We start from the raw sequence: 21,500 nt of genomic DNA, 5'->3' as shown, positions 1-21,500 counted from the left end.
CTTTAACCGTTGTACAGTTCATTAACAAAGAATATTTTAACCGAAATATCAATAATCTAAAAGTCAGTATTGTTTAAAATGCACAACGGGTTAAATTAATTCGTTCTAAATCATTAAGATTTTTATTTTTTGTAAGGATATTACAAAGATCGTTAATTAGCAAATCTCTCTTATCATCTATATTTTGAGAAAAAGAAATTGAACAAATTATAAATAGAATATAAGTTAGGTAATATTTCATCTTTGGTTTTTATAAAATTAATAAAAAATATGATATAGTAATTTTTTAAAATTAGATGACTTTAACAGAAAATTAAAAGTAAAGAATTTTATATTCAATCAAAATCTGTTATTTTAGTGGAAATATTAATATTATAAGTAAACTACATAAAATTAAAAGATGAAAAAGGGTGTATTTTTGATGTCAGTTTTGGGTGTTCTTTTCTTTGTTCAATCATGTGAAACGAAGAAGGAAAATGCTGACACAACAAAAGATGAGGTTGTACAAAATGATACAATTCAAGTAAAAGAAACTGTTGGTAATCCTACAGATGTAAAAGCTGACCCAGGGACATTTCAAATAAAACCTTTGAAATACGGTTACGATGAGTTAAAAGAATACATTGATGCAAAAACAATGGAAGTTCATTACTCTAAACATTATTTAGGATACATCAACAAGATGAACACTGCATTAAAAGAAGCCAATATCAAATCAAATGATATCGTAGATATTTTGAAAAAAATGGATATGAATAATGGTGCTTTACGCAATAATGCTGGTGGATATTACAATCACATGCTATATTTCGATATTATGTCTCCAACGCCTCAAAAAGAGCCTAAAGGAGATCTTAAAGCAAAGATTGATGCAACATTTGGTTCTACAGAAGAATTGTTAAAACAATTGGATGAAGCGGGTGCAAAACGTTTTGGTTCTGGTTGGGCTTGGTTAGTTGTAAAAGAAGATGGTTCTTTAGCAGTTACAAGTACAGCAAATCAAGACAATCCGTTGATGCCTGGTGCAGAAGTTGCAGGAACACCAATTTTAGGAATTGATGTTTGGGAACATGCATATTACTTGAAATACCAAAACAAACGCGATGAATATTTGAAAGCGTTCAATAATGTTTTGGATTGGAAACAAGTTGAAGATAATTACAAGAAGGCGAAATAAACTTCTTAAAACACAATGCTCCAATTAGTAATATATTTCTTTGGAGCATTTTTTATAAAAGAATGTAAAATGAAAACTTAACCATTCATTCTAATTTTACAAAATCAATATTTCTTTTTAATCCATTAAACTTAGTTCGTTTGACAGGTGATTTTTTAAAAATTACTCGGAAAACGTCTTCGGTAATTTCTTCCCAGTCTTTTTTCGAAAATTGATTGATACTTTCGTGCCTTATAAAACGCGTTTCCTTTGTAGGAAGCGAAAAACGATTCCAAGGACAAACTTCTTGACATACATCACAACCAAAAATCCAATCATCAAACTTTCCTTTCATTTCAGCAGGAATCTGATCTTTCAATTCGATTGTAAAATACGAAATACATTGACTTCCATTAACTGTTTTGTTTGGTAAAATAGCATCTGTTGGACAAGCCTCAATACAACGCGTACAATTTCCACAATGATCTGTTGCAATTGGAGAATCATAAGCCAACTCCAAATCAATAATTAATTCAGATAAAAAGAAGAACGATCCTTTTTGTTTGGATAACGTCAACGAATTTTTTCCAACCCACCCAATTCCTGCTTTTTTTGCCCAAGCATGTTCTAATATTGGTGCAGAATCTGTAAAAGCTCGACCACTCACCTCTCCTATTTCTTCTTGAATAAAATCTAACAATTCGCGCACTTTTTCCTTCACGACAAAATGATAATCTTCACCTTGTGCATACATGGCTACTTTGTACGAATTAGGATTTCGATCTAAATCTTGGTAATAATTATACGTCAACGAAATCACAGATTTTGCTCCTTCGACTAACAAACGAGGATCTAATCGCATATCAAAATGATTTTCTATATATTGCATTTCTCCATGAAAATCATTTTTTAACCAAGCTTCTAAATGAGGTGCTTCCTCTTCTAAAAAGTCAGCCTTTGCTATTCCACAAGAAATAAATCCTAACAATTCAGCTTTTTCTTTGATTCGTTGGGACCATTTTATTTTGATATGTTCTTCTGTTTGAAGGAGCATTTCAATGCGTAATTGTGATTTATTAATTATGAATATTTTTAATCAAACCTTTTAATTCTAACTCATTTCTATAGCTCATCAATAATAAAAATTCTTCTACAAACTCAGAATGACAAAACTTAGAACTTAGAACAAATTTACAAATCAAATAAATCAGTTTGAGGAGAATTTTCACCTCTATATTTCACACCAATATGTTTATAGGCTTTTTCTGTTGCTACACGACCACGCGCCGTACGCATCAAATAACCTTCTTGAATGAGATAAGGTTCATAAACTTCTTCCAATGTCCCGCCATTTTCACCAACTGCTGTAGCTAAAGTTGTAATTCCGACAGGTCCTCCTTTAAATTTTTCGATAATGGTTGATAAAATACGATTATCCATTTCGTCTAAACCATTGTCATCAACTTTAAGAGCTTTTAAAGAAAATTCTGCGATTGATAAATCAATCTTTCCGTTTCCTTTTATCTGTGCAAAATCTCGCGTTCTACGTAACAAAGCATTTGCAATACGAGGTGTTCCACGACTACGACCAGCGATTTCTATCGCAGCTCTTTCGTCAATTGGTGTATCTAAAATACGAGAAGAACGCTCTACAATCGAACTTAAAAGTTCTACATTGTAATATTCGAATCTAAAATTAATTCCGAAACGAGCGCGTAAAGGAGCAGTTAATAAACCAGAACGTGTTGTTGCGCCTATTAAGGTAAAAGGATTCAAGCCAATTTGCACTGAACGTGCATTAGGTCCTGACTCAATCATAATATCAATCTTAAAATCCTCCATTGCCGAATATAAATATTCTTCGATAACAGGTGACATTCGGTGGATTTCATCAATAAAAAGCACATCATTTTCTTCTAAATTTGTCAATAAACCTGCTAAATCACTCGGTTTATCGAGAACTGGTCCAGAAGTAATTTTTATTCCAACGCCTAATTCATTCGCAATAATATTTGCCAATGTCGTTTTTCCTAAACCTGGAGGTCCGTGTAATAAAACATGATCCAAGGCTTCTCCACGAAGTTTAGACGCTTTTACGAATACTTCTAAATTTTCGAGAATATGAGCTTGTCCTGCAAAATCATCAAAACTTTGCGGACGCACGGTATTTTCGTGATTAAGATCGTCGTCTGGATAAAATTCTTTATCAGGATTTAATAAATCTGACATAAAATGATGATATAAATTATAATGATAATATTACGAAGAACAATTTAAATTATCCGCCGTACTTTTACACCTACAAAGAACGCAATATTTTTTTAGATAAAAAGAATTATGAGCAAAGGAATATTATTAGTGAATTTAGGATCGCCCGATTCTACCGAAGTTGAAGATGTAAGAACATATTTACGTGAATTTTTAATGGATGGGAAAGTGATTGACTCACCTTGGTTGATTCGTAAAATGATCGTAGAACTTTTTATTTTACCTAAAAGACCGATACAATCAGCTGAAGCGTATAAAAAGATTTGGATAAAGGATGGTTCTCCATTAATTATTTATTCAAAAAATTTACAACAAAAAGTTCAAGAGCAATTAGATTTTCCAGTGGGATTAGCTATGCGTTATAAAAATCCTTCGATTGAATTTGGACTACAAGAGCTTTATGATAAAGGCGTTCGCGATATATTAGTTGTTCCACTTTATCCTCAGTATACGATGTCAACAACAGAAACTGTTGCAGATAAGGTATTAGAAGTTCAGAAGAAAAAATTCAAAGATGTGAAAGTAAATTTCTTAAAAGCTTTTTACAAGCATCCTGATTATATTAAAGTTTTAGGAGATTCTATCAAAGAGAATTTACCCGAGAATTACGATAAATTATTATTTTCTTATCATGGAATTCCAGAACGTCACGATAAAAAAGCACTAAGAGCAGCAAAAGTTAGCAAATTACCAATTGAAACGTATCGCAATCAATGTTTAGAGACAACAGAGTTAGTGGCAGAATACTTGCAATTACCAAAAGATAAATACTACACTTCCTTTCAATCTCGTTTAGGAAAAGATCCTTGGATCAAACCTTATACAGACGAAACGTTAGAACATTTTCCAGAAGAAGGTGTGAAGAATTTGGCTGTTTGTACTCCTGCTTTTGTAGCTGATTGTTTAGAAACCTTAGAAGAAATTTCGATGGAGGGTAAAGAAGAGTTTTTAAAAGCTGGTGGTGAACAATTTACATACATACCATGTTTAAATGATCGTCAAGATTGGATTGATACTTTAGTTAAATGGTTTCAAGGTTGGGAAAATAATTAAAAAGCATTTTAACCTTACAAAATAAATTAGATATCTTTGTTTAGAATTTTTCAATTTTAAACAAAGATATTTTTTTAGTACATGAGACTATTTATCTCAATCCTATTTTTAGTCCTATCCGTTTTTAGCTCTGCTCAGTTTTTAGATACAAGTGGAAATCTAATTATTGATGGGCGAAAATATCTAAAGTCTAAAGTAGACACAACAGGTCGTGCATCAGGTTGGGAAATTTATGGATCAAATACGTTAACTGTCAATCAAAATACATTTTCTAATTGGATGGCCGGAGGAGAAAATTCGGTTTCTCTCAATGCAAAAGCTGATTATGAATTCAATTTCCGAAAAAAGAAACATTTTTGGGACAATCGTTTTATTTTAGAATATGGATTCTTAGATAATAAAACCAATGGAACACGTAAAACTGCAGATAACATCAATCTTACAACTTCTTATGGATATTTGATTAAAGAAAAATGGTATCTAACTACATCGCTTAATATTCGTTCTCAGTTTTCTGCTGGTTATGATTATGGAGCAACTCCCAAAAAGAAACTATCAAATTTATTTGCTCCTGCGTATATTACAATAGGGGTCGGTGCAAATTATACACCTAATTCTAATTTTTCTGTAACATTTCAACCATTAACTTCTCGTACCACAATTGTTGCAGATAAAGATTTACAGACAAAAGGAACTTATGGTTTGCGCAACGATGGAGATGCTTTACTTTTCGAAGTTGGAGCCTATTTAGGTGGTCGTTATAAAGTTAAAATTTTTGAAAATGTAACCTACGATAACAATATTGGTATATTCTCTAATTATTCGAATAAGTTTTACAATTTAGATATTGTTTACGCAGGATTATTAGACATGAAAATCAATCACTTTATGTCTACTCAATTGGCTTTAAATCTAATTTATGATGAAGACCAAGTGAAAGAAACACAATTTAAGCAAACCTTAGGTATTGGGTTAACTTATAAAATAGACAGCACGAAAAAGAAACCGAAAAAAAAATCAAGAAAAAAAGAGATTCTTCCCTACTTCGATACAACTGGCATTGCTCCTATTCATCTGCCAAAAGTCAAATTGGATAAACGTAATTATGATCAAGTATTCGAAAAAAATACCATTGACGAAAAAGCTACTTATATCAAATCTGAATCAATATTTTGGGAATAATTAAACGAAAACAACTTTAACTATTTATGAAAAAACATTTAGTCACTTTAGCCTTATTTGCTTCTATGATGTCTTTTGCTCAAACTATAAAAGATGGGATAGTTGCAACTGATAGTAAACGCTATTTAAAAGATCAAAAATTTGACGGTCGCCAACATGGTTGGTTTGTATCAGGTAACAATTCACTTTTATTCTCTCAAAGTGCTTTTTCCAATTGGGTTGCAGGAGGTGTAAATTCATTTGCTTTAAATGCGAATGTTGATTACGAATTCAATTTAACCCGTGAAAAACATATTTGGGACAATCGTGTCGTTTTAGGTTATGGAATTCAAACCAATAAAGGAGAAAGTTCTCGAAAAACAAATGATGTGATCGATTTAACTTCATCTTACGGTTATAACATCGGAAATAATTGGTATTTGGCTGCAGCGATGAATTTCCGAACGCAATTTACAGAAGGATATGATTATTCGTTAGATCCAAAAGAAAAAATTTCAAATCTAATGGCGCCAGGTTATTTAAGTTTAGGATTGGGTGTTGATTATAAACCGAACGAAAATTTTCAAGTAAACATTCATCCTTTTACACCAAGAGTTACATTTGTTTTGGATAAAGATTTACAACAAAAAGGAAATTTTGGACTTAAGAATGATGGTGACAATACCTTATTTGAATTTGGTGCTTATTTAGGCGCGCGATACAAATTACAAATAATGGATGGTATTAGCTATGACAGCCGTTTAGGAATCTATGCTGATTACTTAAAAAAAATCGGAAATATGGATGTTGCCTATCAAGGAATTTTAGACCTTAAAGTCAATAAATTTGTTTCGGCTCAAGTTGCTGTCAACTTATTGTATGACGAAGATCAAATTAAAAAAACTCAAGTAAAACAAACGCTTGGAATCGGGTTTAATTATAAATTTGATAACACGCCTCCAAAAGTTGAAGAGGCATCAACAACAGCCTTCATACAAGAAGCACCAATCTTCGAAGAAAAAGAAAACACCATAGAAGTCGCAACTAATTTTCTGAAGAATGAACCAATTCTTAATGAAACAAAATTAGTCACTCAATAATATTTTCAACCTGCTTTTGATAAGCAGGTTTTTTATTTTTTTTATCTTTACAATTCAATAGAAGAATAAAATGACAAAAAATATTTTTGGTGCGCTTTTACCACAAGTTTTAATTATAATTTGGGCTGCTTACGAGCTTAACATAGGGTTAGTTAATGATCAAAATAGTCGTGTTATCGTAAATAGTATTGTTATTTTAATTTTTGTTTTCATCTCTATCGTAACGTTGGTTAAAGTAATCAAATACCCTAACGACCCTACTTATTTGAAGAAAAAATAAACTTCGAAGTTCGTTAAACGAGTTTCAAAATTCGAATACAATCTCCGTTAAATTTCGTAAACTTGTGTTATAAAACAACAAAATGAAGTTAATCGGTCCTTTCAGACAAATTATAACACTTGCCAATTTACCTTTAAAAGGCGCAATTCACGAAAATCAAGTCGATATTCTTGAAAATGGCGGGATTATTACTGACAATGAAACAATTGTAGAAATTGGTCATTTCGAAACGATTTCTCAACAACATCCAAACATCGAAATTGAACGAATTGAAACAGAACAGGTTTTACTTCCTGGATTTGTCGATTCGCATACACACGTTTGTTTTGGAGGAAATCGCGCCAAAGATTTTGCAATGCGTTTGGACGGAAAAACCTATTTAGAAATTGCAGAAAGTGGTGGTGGAATTTGGTCTACCGTGACAGAAACACGTAAAAAAACGGTTGATGAACTGAAAGATATTACACTAAAACATATTGCGCAATTAGCCAAACAAGGAATTACAACTGCAGAAGTAAAATCGGGTTATGCACTTTCTGTTGAAGGTGAAATCAAGATGTTGGAAGCTATAAATATGGCGAATCAAGAAAGTGAAATTGATTTGATTCCGACTTTTTTAGGCGCGCATATGAAACCAAAAGATTTTGAAGGTTCGAACAAAGAATATTTAGAATTATTGGTAAAAGAAGTTTTTCCTAAATTAAAATCTGAAGAATTAGCAAACCGCATAGATATTTTTGTGGAACAATCTGCTTTTTCTGTTGAAGAAGGTGATTATTTCTTGAACGAAGCCAAAAAACAAGGATTTGACATTACCATTCACGCCGATCAATTTACGGCTGGAGGAAGTTATTTAGCCACTAAACACCATGCATTGAGCGCAGATCATTTGGAATTTTCTGGAAAAGAAGAAGTGAAAAATCTAGCCAATTCTGATGTTGTAGCAACAGTTTTACCTGGTGCTTCTATTGGTTTGGGAATGCAATATGCGCCTGCACGAAAATTGTTAGATGCTGGTTGTTGTGTTTCGATTGCTTCGGATTGGAATCCTGGTTCAGCTCCAATGGGAAATCTATTGACACAAGCTTCTGTATTAGCTACTTTTGAGAAATTATCAATGGCTGAAGTTTTAGCTGCAATTACTTTTCGTGCTGCAAAGGCTTTAAATTTAACTGATCGTGGAACAATAGAAAAAGGTAAAAAAGCCGATTTTATCAGCTTCTCTACCTTCGATTATCGTAATATTATTTATTATCAAGGACAATTACAACCAACAAATGTTTGGAAAAATGGTTCTTTGATTAATCAATAGTATAAATATTATCAGGAGTGATGGTATTTGCGTATATATAAATTTCAACTAAATGTTAAACTTTAAAGTCATTAAAAGCGATATTAAGTTCACATTACGTTAATTTATTGTAATTTTGCTCGCATAATTTTACAATTATGATAGCATCTATGACAGGTTACGGTAAAGCCGTATTGGAATTACCTGAAAAAAAAGTAACGATAGAAATCCGTTCTTTGAACAGTAAAACATTGGATTTGAACACAAGAATCCCTTCTTTTTACCGCGAGAAAGAATTAGAAATCAGAAATCTTATTTCAGAAAAAGTTCAACGTGGGAAAATTGATTTTTCGATGTTGGTTGAATTAAATCCAGCTGCAAGAAATCAATCTATAAATGCTGAATTAATCAAAAGTTATATGGAAGAATTCAAGTCGATCACTCCAAATGTGACTGACGGCGAATTGTTACCAGTTATCATGCGTTTGCCTGATGTTATTTCGTATACGCAAGATGATTTGAACGAAGAAGAATGGAATCAAATTCGTGCAACAATCATCGAAGCAATCAATGCTTTGAATCAATTTAGATTAGATGAAGGAAAAGTATTAGAAAAATATTTAACATTAAACTTAAATAATATTCTTGAACTTTTAACTCAAGTTATACCATTTGAACAAGAACGTATTGAAACAATTAAAGAACGTTTCAACAAACGTTTAGAAGAATTAAAAGTTGATGTTGATCAAAATCGTTTTGAGCAAGAAATGATTTTCTATTTGGAAAAATTAGACATCACAGAAGAAAAAGTTCGTTTGAAAAATCATTGCGAATATTTCTTAAAAGAATTAGCGGGAATAGCATCTAATGGTAAAAAATTAGGTTTTATTTCTCAAGAAATTGGACGAGAAATCAATACTTTAGGCTCAAAATCTAATCATTCTGAAATGCAAAAAATTGTCGTTCAAATGAAAGATGAATTGGAAAAAATTAAAGAACAATCGTTAAACATTTTATAATGAAAAAAGGAAAGTTAATTGTCTTTTCAGCACCATCAGGCGCAGGAAAAACAACTTTGGTTCGCTATGCTTTAGAACAATTAGATCACATCAAATTTTCTATTTCTTGTACAACAAGAGATAAACGCGAAGGTGAAGTTCACGGAAAAGACTATTATTTCTTAACTCCAGAAGAATTTAAAACAAAAATTGCAAAAGACGAATTCGTAGAACACGAAGAAGTGTATCGTAATAATTTTTATGGAACATTAAAATCGGAAGTTGATCGTATTACTTCTGAAGGTAATTCTGTTATTTTTGATATTGATGTAATTGGTGCATTGAATATCAAAAAATTATACGGAGAAGAATGTTTAACCGTATTTGTTAATCCACCTTCATTAGATATTTTAAAAGAACGATTGATTTCACGTAATACCGAAAGCAAGGATAAGTTGAAACAGCGTATTGATAAAGCGGGAATCGAAATGGAAAAAGCAAAAGAGTTTGATACTATTCTTTTGAATGATGATTTAGAAACTGCAAAAGCAAAAACGTTAGATATTATTACTGATTTTATCAACTAATAATTTATCCTAATCCTATACAAATGCCTCGATTTTATTTATTCGAGGCATTTTTGTTATCTTTAATTCTGAAAATCAAAATAAAAAATGGAAAGCCAAACTTGTTTAGAAATCAACGATGCTAAAATTCATTACATTCACCACGAAATTAATCCAGAAAGACCTACACTTATATTCTTACACGATTCCTTAGGGTGTACACAACTTTGGAGGGATTTCCCAAAAGAAGTTGCCGAAAAAAGTAATTGTAATCTGTTTATTTATGATCGAAAAGGTTATGGAAAATCATCTCCATTTACAATAAATCGTCGCGAGTTAACTTATATGCACGATGAAGCGGACTTTTTAAATCAACTTGTCAACCATTTCAACTTTAAAGAAATTATTCTTTTTGGACATAGTGATGGTGGTACAATTGCATTACTGTATGCAGCTAAGTACCATAAAAATCTAAAAGGAATTGTAGTTGTTGGTTCTCATGTCATCGTAGAAGAAGTAACCCTGAATGGAATTAGAGCTGCTAAAATTGCTTACGCAGAAACAAACCTAAAAGAACGTTTAAGAAAATATCACGGAGATAATACGCAAAAAGTATTTGAAATGTGGACCGAAACATGGCTAAGACCCGATTTTGTAAACTTTGATATTCGCGAAGAATTAAAAAATATAAAATGTCCTACTTTGGTTATTCAAGGAATTGATGACGAATTTGGAACAATGGAACAAGTGATTGGAATTATCGACAATGTAAATGGACGAAAAGAAAATTATATCGTTCCTGACGCTAAACATACGCCTTTTAAAGAAAATAAAGTACCTACTTTTGAAAAAACAATCGAGTTTATTGATACATTATAATCTCAATAAACTCGATGATTATTCATTAAATCATTTTTATTTTTTACGTTTTATCCATTTATAAATTTCGAACCATAAAACCGAAACTACAGCTACTATCATTGCTAAACTTAGCTCATTTACATTTAATGATGTTACTTTAAAAAACTTCGAAATTGGTTGTATATATAAAATCGAAAACAAAATACACAAGGTTAAAATAATCACAGCCAACATTAGGTAGTTTTTATTTTTAAAACTTGACCATAAACTATCATAAAATGAACGATTCGTTAAACTCAACCAAATATTCGAAAAAATAAGTGTTGTAAAGACCATTGCACGTGTTTTATCTTCATCTCCACCAGATTGATAGGTAAATTGATAAATAAAAAGCAAACCTAATGTAATGGCTAATCCTTGAATAATACTTGTCGAAAGCTCTTTCCAATTCAGAAAAGTTTCCGTCATAGGACGAGGTTTTTCGTTCATAGAATTCTTTTCCAAAGGTTCGTTTTCATAGACAATCGAACATGTAGGTCCCATAACCAACTCTAAGAAAATAACGTGAACAGGTGTGAAAATTTGAGGAAATGCCCAACCCAAAAATAATGGCAAGGAAACGATTAATATAATCGGAATATGAATTGAAATTATGTATTGAACTGCTTTTTTTAGGTTGGTATAAATTCTTCTTCCAGCTTCAATTCCAATCACTAATTTACCAAAATCATCATTTGTTAAAATCAATTGTGCAGCTTGCTTCGCAATCTCTGTTCCTTTCTCTCCCATTGCAACCCCAATATGCGCTGCTTTTAAAGCTGGTCCGTCGTTTACACCATCGCCTAACATGGCAACAATTTCTCCGTTATCCTTTAATGCATTTACAACTGCTAATTTCGCTTCAGGAAACATACGTGCGAACAAAACTTTTTCATCTGCAGTTTTTGCCAATTCTTCTTTCGAAAGATGAGCAATTTCAGCTCCAGTTATATGATCTTCGGCATGAATAATTCCTGCTTGATTAGCTATACTCATTGTTGTTTCGGCATTATCACCTGTGATTACTTTAACTTTTATTCCAGCATCATATATTTTTTGAAACACTTCATTTATACCTTTCTTTGGTGGATCATAAAACACCACAAAACCTAACAATTCAAAGGGCAATTCTTGTTGTTGTTTTGGAAAATCAGTCGAACCAAAAGTCGATTTTGCAACACCCAAAAGTCGATATCCTTGTGTTCCTAAATCGCGAATCACCTTTCGCAACTGGATTATTTGTTCTTCAGAAAGATGAGCAACTTGTAAAATAGCTTCAGGAGCTCCTTTTGCTGCAATAATATGATGATCTTCAGCATTTCGAAAACAATGCGTCATCATTGGAGGTTTTCCTGACAATGGATATTCGTGAAACATCTGATAGTTTGCTCTAACATCTTTTTGTGTCGCCTCGTAAACACGATGCAATGTTTTTTCCATCGGATCAAAAGGAACAGGTTCACTACTCCACATTGCATACTCAATTAACTCCGCAATTACTTTATTCTGAAACTTATCTTCTTCATAAATTGCATTGGTTTTAAAGTCATAAACAGCTTTTAATTGCATCGAGTTTTCGGTAATTGTTCCTGTTTTGTCGCTACAAATTACTGTTGTACTCCCTAAGGTTTCTACAACGCTACTTTTTTTAACAATAATTCCTTGACGTAGTAACTTCCACGATCCTAAAGCCATAAAAGTAGTAAAAGCAACAGGAATTTCTTCTGGTAAAATAGACATTGCTAATGTTAATCCACTCAATAAACTATTGATTAAATCTTTCGTTTGAATATAATTTACAACGCAAACTAATAAGAAAACTATGATTCCGATAATCGCCATTCCTTTTACAAACTTTTCAATTTGTATCTGCAAAGGTGATTTTTCGTCTTTAATTGATAAAAGTGAAGTTCCTATTTTTCCTAATTTTGTTTCAGCACCAATACTTGTTACTTCAAAAAAAGCTAATCCCGAAACGGTTAAGGTTCCACTATAAATTTCTGGATGTTCGGTATCTTTAAAAACTGACATACTCTCACCTGTCAGTGCCGATTCGTTTACAGAAAAATCATTGCTATGAACAATTTTACCATCTGCATTAATCATTTTTCCTTCTTCTGTAACACATAAATCTCCAACCGTAATTTCGTGTGTAGGGATTTCGATTAATTCGCCGTTACGAACAACCGAGCTCAACGGTTCGTTCAATTTTTCGAGTTCTTCTAACGCTTTTTGATTACGACTATCTTGATAAAAAGAAATCCCTGTTAAAGCAAGAATCGCAACAAACATAAACGCTGCTTCGCCTAAATCACCTACAAGTAAATAAATAACTGAAACCACAATTAAAATAATTGTCATGGGCTCTTTCAAGATATCAAACAACATACTGTACCATGTACTTTTATGTTCATCCTTTATAGCATTATAGCCATATTTTTGTTGTGATTCTTTTACTTCGGTGGTAGATAATCCTTTTAAATGACTCGGAATTTTGATACTCATTGAACTGATTTATATAAGCTTAAAAATACAATTAATTCAAATGAAAAAACGAGTTTGTACATCGTCTAATTAATATTTAGATTCAAACCAAAAAAGACTATTGAAATTCAATAGTCTTTTTTGGTTTATATAAGTTTGCGAATGCATCTTAATTTATGCGAATATTTTTGGGAGTCGGTATTAAAAATACCATTGGTATCAATAGGATCAATACGAACTTTACCATGTGCATGTAAAACTTTTCCATTACCACACATAATTCCTACATGTATTATACGACCTTCTGCATTATCAAAAAATGCTAAATCACCAGGTTCTGCTTCTTCTACAAAACTTAACACTTCGCCCATTTCTGCTTGTTGATAAGCATCTCGTGGTATTTTATATCCCCCAATTTTGTACACTTGTTGTGTTAATCCAGAACAATCTATTCCAAAAGATGATTTACCACCCCACAAATAAGGTACATTTAAGTAAGCTTTTGCTATTTCAACCAACTGATCTTTTGATTTTTTACCAGAAGTATATACGCCAAAATATTCGAAACATTTTGTTCCAATTCGAATCTTACTTTCGTTCAAAGATCGAACTTCAGCTCCAATAGTCAACGTCATAGGCAATCCATTTTCCATCGCATGATTGTACGGATTGATTGCAAATTTCTCCATGAAATCTTTGTTGTATTCTTCTTCAGAAATAGTAATAATTTGTTTCGGATCTAACCAACCTTCGTATCCATCAAAAGTCAGCTGAACTTTTGTCCATTTTTCTAATTCTTCTAAAATAATTAACTTTTCTCCAAACAAAACTTGACTCACCATTTCTGATGAATCTCTTGCTTCGGAGCGCAAGGGCGCAACACTTACTTGACAAATAGCGTATTTCATTATTTTTTTCGGATTAATGTAATTCCGTCACGAATTGGTAAAATTATTGACTCTACTCGTTTGTCTTTCGTTACCATTTCATTAAATTCTTTCAAAATTTTTGTCGAAGGATCTTTTTTATCTTCCTCTTCCATCATTACTTTTCCGTACCACAAAACATTGTCAACTAACATGGTTCCTCCTGGACGTAAAAGTTCTAAAACTTTTTCAAAATAATAAGGATAACTCTCTTTATCAGCATCAATAAAAGCTAAATCTACAGAATTTTTCTCGATTGTTTCTAATTCTTCGCGTGCATCATTGATTCTAAAATCAATTTTTGAAGCAAATTCAGATTCATCAAAATATTTTCTGCACAAATATTCCAATTCATCATTTTTATCCATCGTAATGATTTTTCCATCAGATGTCAAACCTTCTGCCAAACACAATGTTGCGTAACCTGTAAAAGTTCCTAATTCAACAATAGTTTTTGGTGCTAAAATTTTTGACAAAACACTTAACAAGCGACCTTGGTATTCGCCCGAAATCATGTGCGGTTGTGTTGTACATTGATAGGTTTCAACACGTAAACGACTCAAGATTTCTGGTTCTTGGTCTGTGTGATGATCTAAATACGATTCTAAAATTGGTGAAATTTTTATCATGCCATTAAAAAGTGTACAAAAATACAAAAAAGTGGTAAACTTTGGCTATATAAAAGGCGTTTCGATGAGAAAATTATTCCGAAAAACAACTAATATTTATCTTCTAAATACTTCATAACCTCTTCATCTGTTATATTCATTGGTGGTTTTTCCCATCCATTCATAGGTTCTTTTATAGAATCGTCAATAATATACGGGACAAGATATTTAATATGTGTATCAGGATTATAAACAACTAATACTTTTTCTCCAACCGAAAACTTACTAATATCTTTAGGAGCCTTTCCTTCATAAGAATGTCCATTATATGAATAAATATACTTAACAAATTCCATTGATCTTGTTTTCGAGAATCCAGAAATAATTCCAACAGTATATAATCTTTTCTCTTTAATTTCATTTAATGAGTTTCTTTGATTAAAAAAAATAATTCCTGATAAAAAAATTAGAATTAATATAATTCCAAGCCATTTTAAAAATTCTGTCTTCTTATCTTCTTTCTCATTTTTCAAAGAGGGTAAAAATTTATTCATACTTAACTAATCTATTTTAATCACTAAACTACAAAATAATCAAACCAAAAAAGCATTACTTTTTGGGTAATGCTTTTTGTTTTGAAAATTATTTTGTTAAACTTAGTCTTAACCTCAACCTGAGTTTAAATTTTTCCTTTTTGAATTATTGTAACAATATCTGGATCTAACAACGTTGAAGTATCTCCAAAATCAGTTTCATCACTGGCGATTTTTCTCAAAATACGACGCATAATTTTTCCGCTTCGTGTTTTTGGTAAACCTGATACAAACTGAATTTTATCTGGTTTTGCAATTGGTCCAATGAGATGTGCCACTTCATTTTTAATTTCTGCTTCTAATTCTTTTGAAACTTCTATACCATCTTGTAAAATCACAAATGCATACAACGCATTTCCTTTGATATCATGTGGAAAACCTACAACTGCACTCTCTGCAACTGCTTCATTTTGGTTGATTGCATTTTCAACAGGTGCTGTACCAAGATTATGTCCAGAAACAATCACGACATCATCTACTCTACCTGTAATTCTATAATTGTCCATCGCATCTCGGTAAGCGCCATCGCCTGTAAAATAATATCCCGGGAAAGTAGAAAAATAGGTTTCGACGTAACGTTTATGATCTCCATAAATAGTTCTTGCCATAGAAGGCCAAGGAAACTTAATCGCCAAACGACCTTCTGCTTTTTCGTTGATTGTTTCTACTTCATGTCCATTATCATCCATTAAAACGGGCTGAATTCCTGGTAATGGCAACGTTGCAAATGTAGGTCGTAATGGTGTAATTCCTGCCAAAGGCGAAATCATAATTGATCCTGTTTCGGTTTGCCACCATGTATCGACAATCGGACAATTTCCTTTCCCTACATAATCATTTAACCAATGCCATGCTTCTTCGTTGATTGGTTCTCCAACTGACCCTAAAACTTTTAGACTTGATAAATCATATTTTTCTACATAGTCTAATGATTCACGAGCTAATGAACGAACTGCTGTTGGAGCAGTATAAAAATGGGTAACTTTTAATTTTTCGACAATTTCCCAAAAACGTCCAAAATCAGGAAAACTTGGAATTCCTTCGAACATAACCGAGGTTGCTCCACAAGCCAATGGACCATAAATAATGTAACTGTGTCCTGTAATCCAACCGATATCCGCTGTACACCAATAAATATCGTTTTTATCCATTTGAAAAATATTGTCAAATGAATAAGCCGTTTCAACCATATACCCTCCACATGTATGCACCATTCCTTTTGGTTTTCCAGTAGAACCCGAAGTATATAAAATAAACAATGGATCTTCTGCATCCATTATTTCTGCTGGACAACTATTATTTACTTTATACATTTCATCAACCCAAAATTTATCGCGCCCACCGACCATAGAAGTTGGTTCTATCGCACGACGATAAACGATACAAGTTTGAATAGAAGGACAGTCTTTTAACGCTTCATCACAAATTGCTTTTAAGTTGATTGATTTTGTACCACGAAAAACTTCATTGGCTGTAACCAAAACTTTACATTGTGCATCATTGATACGAGATGCGATTGCAGCAGAAGAAAAACCTGCAAAAACAATAGAATGCACCGCTCCAATTCTTGCACAAGCTAACATCGCAATCGCTAATTCTGGAATCATTGGCATATAAATACACACACGATCGCCTTTTTGTACGCCATTGTTTTTTAACACATTTGCAAATTGACAAACTTTTGAATGCAATTGACGATACGTAATAATTCGAGTTTCTTCTAATGGATTATTCGGTTCCCAAATTAAGGCTGTTTTATTTCCATTTTTTTCTAAATGACGATCTAAAATATTTTCCGTAATATTTAACTTACCTCCTTGAAACCATTTGAAATCCGCTGTTTCAAAATTATATTCCAAAGTTTTGTCCCATCTTTGGTGCCAAACGAAGTTTTCGGCTATTTTGTCCCAAAATTTCTCGGGATCTTTAGTACTTTTTCTGTACGCTTTCTTGTATTCAGAAAACGAATTAATTCTAAAATCATTTATCATTTTAATTGTGGTTTTGAAATTAAATATAAAAAAAGCGAGTCAATTTATCAAATTAACTCGCTTATATTTTTAAAATGAATAAAAACTATTCTATTTTCCTTTATACGGACTTGCGTTGTAATAAGCAATTGCTGTTGGTAATGATTCTTTAATTTTCGAAATACGTGTTGCATCAGAAGGGTGAGTACTCAAAAATTCTGAAACTCCAGCATTTCCACTTTTTGCTGCCATACGTTCCCAGAAAGGTATTGCTTGAGTGGGATCATAACCAGCCATAGCCATTAAATATAATCCTGTAACATCAGCATCTAACTCCATCTTACGAGAATAATTTAACAACCCAACTTGTGCACCTACAGGATATAATTGTTCAAAAACTTTTGCATATTCTGCGTTTCCAATGGATCCTCCAACTATTTGTCCTAAACCTTGTGCTGCCATTTGCTGAGAAGCTTGCTCCGCACTATGTCCAGCCAAAGCGTGACCAATTTCGTGACCTAACACAACCGCTAAACCTGTTGCATCCTTCGTTACAGGTAAAATTCCCGTATAAACTGCAACTTTACCTCCAGGCATACACCAAGCATTTACTTCATTCGCTTGTAATAATGTAAATTGCCACTGATAACCTTGCAATTGAGACGAAATTCCTTTCTGTTGATAATATTTTTCTGCTGCATATTTTAAACGGTCTCCAACGGTTTGAACCATTTTTGCATCAGTTGTACCTGTGATTACTTTTCCTTCTTTTAATACTTTATCATATTGTGTAAAAGCAGTTGGCATTAATTCTGCATTTGAGACTAATGATAATGATTTTCTTCCTGTGACAGGATTTGTAGCACATGAAGCTAATACTAAAGCTCCTGCTACAGTTAAAATTATTTTTTTCATATTTTTAAGTTTATTTACCGAGTTTCTTTTTAATTTCATTCAGTTTCATCAATGCTTCAACAGGTGTTAAAGTATTAATATCTGTGTTCATAATCTCTTCACGAATCGATTCTAAAATTGGATCATCCAACTGAAAGAAACTTAACTGCATATTATCTTGCGTTATTTTCTCCGTTTTATTGGAAATTCCTTCATCTGTTTTGGTCGCTTCCAAAACTTTCAACACATCATTGGCTCTATCCACCACTCGTTTTGGCATCCCCGCCATTTTAGCAACATGTATACCAAAACTATGCTCGCTTCCCCCAGGAACTAATTTTCTCAAAAATAAAATCGTATCTTTTGTTTCTTTAATACTAACATTAAAATTCTTGATACGTTCCATTGATTTCGACATTTCATTTAATTCATGGTAATGCGTTGCAAATAATGTTTTTGGTTTCAACGCACTTTGATGTAAAAATTCTGCAATTGCCCATGCAATCGAAATTCCATCGTACGTTGAAGTTCCTCGACCAATTTCATCCAACAAAATCAAACTTCGTTCCGAAATGTTATTTAAGATACTTGCTGTTTCATTCATTTCGACCATAAACGTAGATTCGCCTGAAGAAATATTATCTGAAGCTCCAACTCGCGTAAAAACTTTATCTATTATACCTAATTTAGCAGCTTGTGCTGGAACAAAACTTCCCATTTGCGCCATCAAGACTATCAACGCTGTTTGACGTAAAAGTGCCGATTTACCAGACATATTGGGTCCAGTAATCATAATAATTTGTTGATTCTCTGAATTTAACTCAACATTATTCGATACATATTGTTCTCCAATTGGTAATTGTTGTTCAATAACTGCATGGCGACCTTCTTTTATATTTAATTCAAAACCATCATTAAGAGAAGGTTTGGAATACGAATTCTTTTCCGCAATTTCTGCAAAAGTGGATAGAACATCTAAAAAAGCAATGGCTTTTGCTATTTGTTGAATAGGTAAAAGTTTGGTAATAATTTCTTGTAGAAGATCAATAAACAACTGATTTTCAATGGCTAAAATTTTCTCTTCTGCACCTAAAATCTGTGTTTCATATTCTTTTAATTCTTCCGTGATATAGCGTTCTGCATTGACCAATGTTTGCTTTCGAATCCATTCTTCCGGTACCTTATCTTTGTGTGTATTTCGAACTTCGATATAATATCCAAATACATTATTAAACGCAATTTTCAACGATGAAATTCCAGTTCGTTGTGTTTCACGTTGACACATCTGATCTAAAAAATCTTTTCCAGAAAATTGAATTTTACGTAAGCGATCCAATTCTTCCGAAATACCTTCTCGAATTACATTTCCTTTGACAATCTGATGAGGGGGTTCGTCTGTAAGCGAATCGAAAATCTTTTGAGTCAATTTTTCAATTGGTTCGATTCGTCTAAATAAATCTGATACTTCTTTGATATTCGATTGTTCAGCAACCTCTTTTATATCTTCCGAAATTTTCAAACTTTGAGCCAATTGCAATAATTGTCGTGGCGTAATTTTACCAGTTGAAACTTTTCCAGCTAATCGTTCTAAATCTGTTAATTGAGCCAATTTTTCACGCAAATCATAACGTAAATCACCAAATTTATAGAAATATTCGACAATATTTTGACGACGTTGAATCGATTTTAAATCTTTCAAAACCATCACCATCCAACGATTTAGCAAACGTGCACCCATTGGTGTTTTGGTATCATCTAAAATATTCAGTAACGTAACTCCTTTTGGATGTGGTGAATAAACCAACTCAAGATTGCGAATGGTAAAGGGATCCATCCACACAAAATTCTCTTGATTAAGGCGTTGGATTGAAGTAATATGTTGAATTTCGAAATGATGCGTATCATCTAAATAAGCTAAAATCGCACCTGCTGAAATGATTCCTTCTTTTAGATCTTCGATTCCAAAACCTTTCAAATTCTTTGTTTTGAATAAACTTGTTAGTTTATCAATCGCAAAATCATATTGAAAAGCCCAATCATCTAATAAAAATTTACTTTTGACATCAGAAAAATTATATTTGACCCGTTTTTGATAAATGACTTCACTTGGACGAAACGATTGAATAATTTTCGCAACCTGATCTTCTTGACCTTCTGAAACCAAAAATTCTCCTGTCGAAACATCTAATAAAGCAATTCCAAACGATTTTGAACCTTCGTGTACAGCCATCAAAAAGTTATTCGATTTTGAAGACAGCACCTCATCTTGCAACGCCACACCAGGCGTGATTAATTCGGTTACACCACGTTTTACAATTCCCTTTACCGTTTTAGGATCTTCGAGCTGATCACAGATTGCTACACGTAATCCCGCTTTTACCAATTTTGGTAAATAGGTATTTAAACTATGATGCGGAAAACCAGCTAATTCACTATTATCAGAACCGTTAGCACGTTTTGTTAGCACTATATCTAAAATACGCGAAGCACGCACTGCATCTTCTCCAAATGTTTCGTAAAAATCTCCAACTCTGAATAATAACATCGCATCAGGATATTTCGCCTTGATTTGATTATACTGCTTCATAAGTGGAGTTTCCTTATTCTTTACTACTTTTGTCAAATTATTATAACTTTTGAACAGCTAAGTTAGTCAAAAACGAAGTGATGAGAAAACTAAAATTAGATGAATTAGGTCGAGTTTCGACCGAAGAATATAAAGAAATAGAAAAAAATCCAATCGTTGTTGTTTTGGACAATGTAAGGAGTATGCACAATGTTGGGGCAGTTTTTAGAACATCAGATGCTTTTTTGATTGATAAAATTTATTTGTGTGGAATTACGGCAACGCCTCCACATAAAGAAATTCATAAAACAGCAATTGGTGCAGAAAACTCAGTAGATTGGGAATATGTAAAAGATTCGAATGAATTGGTTGCCAAACTAAAAGAAGAAGGTTATCAAATTGTAACAATTGAACAAACGGAAGGTTCTGTTTTATTGAATGAATTTGAAATTGATCAATCTCAGAAATATGCAATTATCATGGGAAATGAAGTGGATGGTGTACAACAATCTATTATTGACCAATGTGATACATGTATTGAAATTCCGCAATCTGGTACAAAACATTCGTTAAATGTTTCGGTTTGTACTGGAATTATTTTATGGAAATGGTATGAAGGATTTATGAAATAGTTAAGCGTTAAGCGTTAAGCGTTAAGCGTTAAGCGTTAAGCGTTAAGCGTTAAG

Annotated in this window: 19 protein-coding genes; 10 read left to right on the top strand and 9 right to left on the bottom strand. The window is 32.5% G+C overall.

Annotated features, from left to right (window positions below; all coding sequences use genetic code 11):
- The first annotated feature begins 400 nt into the window (after positions 1-400).
- Positions 401-1,177 carry a superoxide dismutase gene (locus Q0616_RS04030; RefSeq protein WP_260542370.1) on the top strand — a complete coding sequence of 259 codons (777 nt, stop codon included), beginning with the start codon at positions 401-403 and terminating at the stop codon, positions 1,175-1,177.
- An 85-nt stretch (positions 1,178-1,262) separates the two neighbouring features.
- Here Q0616_RS04030 and queG read toward each other — a convergent pair whose 3' ends face one another.
- The gene (queG, locus tag Q0616_RS04025; RefSeq protein ID WP_298775303.1) at positions 1,263-2,210 is read right to left on the bottom strand and encodes a tRNA epoxyqueuosine(34) reductase QueG; all 948 of its coding nucleotides are present in this window, start codon (positions 2,208-2,210) and stop codon (positions 1,263-1,265) included.
- Between the two features lie 137 nt (positions 2,211-2,347).
- Positions 2,348-3,385, bottom strand: coding sequence for a Holliday junction branch migration DNA helicase RuvB (gene ruvB / locus Q0616_RS04020; RefSeq protein ID WP_171622427.1), 1,038 nt, complete (start codon positions 3,383-3,385; stop codon positions 2,348-2,350).
- A gap of 108 nt (positions 3,386-3,493) precedes the next feature.
- On the opposite strand from ruvB, the gene hemH reads away from it, so the two are divergent.
- The 8 genes from hemH (at position 3,494) to Q0616_RS03980 (ending at position 10,752) form a co-directional block, all read left to right on the top strand.
- A complete protein-coding gene (gene hemH / locus Q0616_RS04015; RefSeq protein ID WP_298775300.1) occupies positions 3,494-4,477 on the top strand; it encodes a ferrochelatase in 984 nt (327 codons plus the stop codon).
- An 81-nt stretch (positions 4,478-4,558) separates the two neighbouring features.
- On the top strand, positions 4,559-5,659 hold the full coding sequence (locus Q0616_RS04010) for a DUF3078 domain-containing protein (protein WP_260542364.1): 1,101 nt from the start codon (positions 4,559-4,561) through the stop codon (positions 5,657-5,659).
- Positions 5,660-5,685: 26 nt separating this feature from the next.
- Positions 5,686-6,738, top strand: a complete 1,053-nt coding sequence (locus tag Q0616_RS04005) for a DUF3078 domain-containing protein (RefSeq protein ID WP_298775297.1) — start codon at positions 5,686-5,688, stop codon at positions 6,736-6,738.
- Between the two features lie 70 nt (positions 6,739-6,808).
- The gene (locus Q0616_RS04000) at positions 6,809-7,018 is read left to right on the top strand and encodes a hypothetical protein (protein ID WP_171622423.1); all 210 of its coding nucleotides are present in this window, start codon (positions 6,809-6,811) and stop codon (positions 7,016-7,018) included.
- 82 nt (positions 7,019-7,100) lie between these two features.
- A complete protein-coding gene (hutI, locus tag Q0616_RS03995) occupies positions 7,101-8,330 on the top strand; it encodes an imidazolonepropionase (RefSeq protein WP_286484335.1) in 1,230 nt (409 codons plus the stop codon).
- 137 nt (positions 8,331-8,467) lie between these two features.
- Positions 8,468-9,328, top strand: coding sequence for a YicC/YloC family endoribonuclease (locus Q0616_RS03990; protein ID WP_225532446.1), 861 nt, complete (start codon positions 8,468-8,470; stop codon positions 9,326-9,328).
- Complete coding sequence (gene gmk / locus Q0616_RS03985) at positions 9,328-9,894, top strand: guanylate kinase (protein WP_260542358.1); 567 nt, start codon at positions 9,328-9,330, stop codon at positions 9,892-9,894. The genes Q0616_RS03990 and gmk overlap by 1 nt, the downstream gene beginning before the upstream one ends.
- Before the next feature lie 87 nt (positions 9,895-9,981).
- Entirely contained in the window at positions 9,982-10,752 is a 771-nt protein-coding gene (locus Q0616_RS03980) for an alpha/beta hydrolase (protein WP_298775289.1), read from the top strand.
- Positions 10,753-10,788: 36 nt separating this feature from the next.
- On the opposite strand, the gene Q0616_RS03975 is transcribed toward Q0616_RS03980, so the two are convergent.
- The 7 genes from Q0616_RS03975 to mutS all read right to left on the bottom strand — a co-directional run bounded on the left by Q0616_RS03975 (position 10,789) and on the right by mutS (position 20,835).
- Positions 10,789-13,278: a cation-translocating P-type ATPase gene (locus tag Q0616_RS03975; RefSeq protein WP_298775287.1), complete on the bottom strand. Its 2,490-nt coding sequence runs from the start codon at positions 13,276-13,278 to the stop codon at positions 10,789-10,791.
- Between the two features lie 125 nt (positions 13,279-13,403).
- Positions 13,404-14,165 carry a C40 family peptidase gene (locus Q0616_RS03970; RefSeq protein WP_171622418.1) on the bottom strand — a complete coding sequence of 254 codons (762 nt, stop codon included), beginning with the start codon at positions 14,163-14,165 and terminating at the stop codon, positions 13,404-13,406.
- Entirely contained in the window at positions 14,165-14,812 is a 648-nt protein-coding gene (locus Q0616_RS03965; RefSeq protein ID WP_171622417.1) for a class I SAM-dependent methyltransferase, read from the bottom strand. Before Q0616_RS03965 ends, Q0616_RS03970 begins: the two co-directional genes overlap by 1 nt.
- Before the next feature lie 89 nt (positions 14,813-14,901).
- Positions 14,902-15,345 (bottom strand): hypothetical protein, encoded by a 444-nt coding sequence (locus Q0616_RS03960; RefSeq protein WP_171622416.1) that lies wholly within the window; start codon positions 15,343-15,345, stop codon positions 14,902-14,904.
- Between the two features lie 125 nt (positions 15,346-15,470).
- Positions 15,471-17,375: an acetate--CoA ligase gene (acs, locus tag Q0616_RS03955; RefSeq protein ID WP_284583346.1), complete on the bottom strand. Its 1,905-nt coding sequence runs from the start codon at positions 17,373-17,375 to the stop codon at positions 15,471-15,473.
- Positions 17,376-17,465: 90 nt separating this feature from the next.
- Complete coding sequence (locus Q0616_RS03950) at positions 17,466-18,269, bottom strand: M48 family metallopeptidase (RefSeq protein ID WP_298775283.1); 804 nt, start codon at positions 18,267-18,269, stop codon at positions 17,466-17,468.
- 10 nt (positions 18,270-18,279) lie between these two features.
- Entirely contained in the window at positions 18,280-20,835 is a 2,556-nt protein-coding gene (gene mutS / locus Q0616_RS03945; RefSeq protein WP_298775280.1) for a DNA mismatch repair protein MutS, read from the bottom strand.
- A gap of 80 nt (positions 20,836-20,915) precedes the next feature.
- On the opposite strand from mutS, the gene Q0616_RS03940 reads away from it, so the two are divergent.
- Positions 20,916-21,446 carry an RNA methyltransferase gene (locus Q0616_RS03940; RefSeq protein ID WP_171622412.1) on the top strand — a complete coding sequence of 177 codons (531 nt, stop codon included), beginning with the start codon at positions 20,916-20,918 and terminating at the stop codon, positions 21,444-21,446.
- The last annotated feature ends 54 nt before the right edge of the window (positions 21,447-21,500 follow it).

Origin of the sequence: uncultured Empedobacter sp. (genome assembly GCF_937930195.1) — a bacterium.
Classification (GTDB): Bacteria; Bacteroidota; Bacteroidia; order Flavobacteriales; family Weeksellaceae; genus Empedobacter; species Empedobacter stercoris.
Note: the sequence above shows the minus strand (reverse complement) of the source record. Positions and strands in the feature narration are given on the sequence as shown.

Coding starts and splice junctions, on each gene's coding strand:
- Q0616_RS04030 (WP_260542370.1), top strand. CDS start 401: ATGAAAAAGGGTGTATTTTTGATGTCAGTTTTGGGTGTTCTTTTCTTT.
- queG (WP_298775303.1), bottom strand. CDS start 2,210: ATGCTCCTTCAAACAGAAGAACATATCAAAATAAAATGGTCCCAACGA.
- ruvB (WP_171622427.1), bottom strand. CDS start 3,385: ATGTCAGATTTATTAAATCCTGATAAAGAATTTTATCCAGACGACGAT.
- hemH (WP_298775300.1), top strand. CDS start 3,494: ATGAGCAAAGGAATATTATTAGTGAATTTAGGATCGCCCGATTCTACC.
- Q0616_RS04010 (WP_260542364.1), top strand. CDS start 4,559: ATGAGACTATTTATCTCAATCCTATTTTTAGTCCTATCCGTTTTTAGC.
- Q0616_RS04005 (WP_298775297.1), top strand. CDS start 5,686: ATGAAAAAACATTTAGTCACTTTAGCCTTATTTGCTTCTATGATGTCT.
- Q0616_RS04000 (WP_171622423.1), top strand. CDS start 6,809: ATGACAAAAAATATTTTTGGTGCGCTTTTACCACAAGTTTTAATTATA.
- hutI (WP_286484335.1), top strand. CDS start 7,101: ATGAAGTTAATCGGTCCTTTCAGACAAATTATAACACTTGCCAATTTA.
- Q0616_RS03990 (WP_225532446.1), top strand. CDS start 8,468: ATGATAGCATCTATGACAGGTTACGGTAAAGCCGTATTGGAATTACCT.
- gmk (WP_260542358.1), top strand. CDS start 9,328: ATGAAAAAAGGAAAGTTAATTGTCTTTTCAGCACCATCAGGCGCAGGA.
- Q0616_RS03980 (WP_298775289.1), top strand. CDS start 9,982: ATGGAAAGCCAAACTTGTTTAGAAATCAACGATGCTAAAATTCATTAC.
- Q0616_RS03975 (WP_298775287.1), bottom strand. CDS start 13,278: ATGAGTATCAAAATTCCGAGTCATTTAAAAGGATTATCTACCACCGAA.
- Q0616_RS03970 (WP_171622418.1), bottom strand. CDS start 14,165: ATGAAATACGCTATTTGTCAAGTAAGTGTTGCGCCCTTGCGCTCCGAA.
- Q0616_RS03965 (WP_171622417.1), bottom strand. CDS start 14,812: ATGATAAAAATTTCACCAATTTTAGAATCGTATTTAGATCATCACACA.
- Q0616_RS03960 (WP_171622416.1), bottom strand. CDS start 15,345: ATGAATAAATTTTTACCCTCTTTGAAAAATGAGAAAGAAGATAAGAAG.
- acs (WP_284583346.1), bottom strand. CDS start 17,375: ATGATAAATGATTTTAGAATTAATTCGTTTTCTGAATACAAGAAAGCG.
- Q0616_RS03950 (WP_298775283.1), bottom strand. CDS start 18,269: ATGAAAAAAATAATTTTAACTGTAGCAGGAGCTTTAGTATTAGCTTCA.
- mutS (WP_298775280.1), bottom strand. CDS start 20,835: ATGAAGCAGTATAATCAAATCAAGGCGAAATATCCTGATGCGATGTTA.
- Q0616_RS03940 (WP_171622412.1), top strand. CDS start 20,916: ATGAGAAAACTAAAATTAGATGAATTAGGTCGAGTTTCGACCGAAGAA.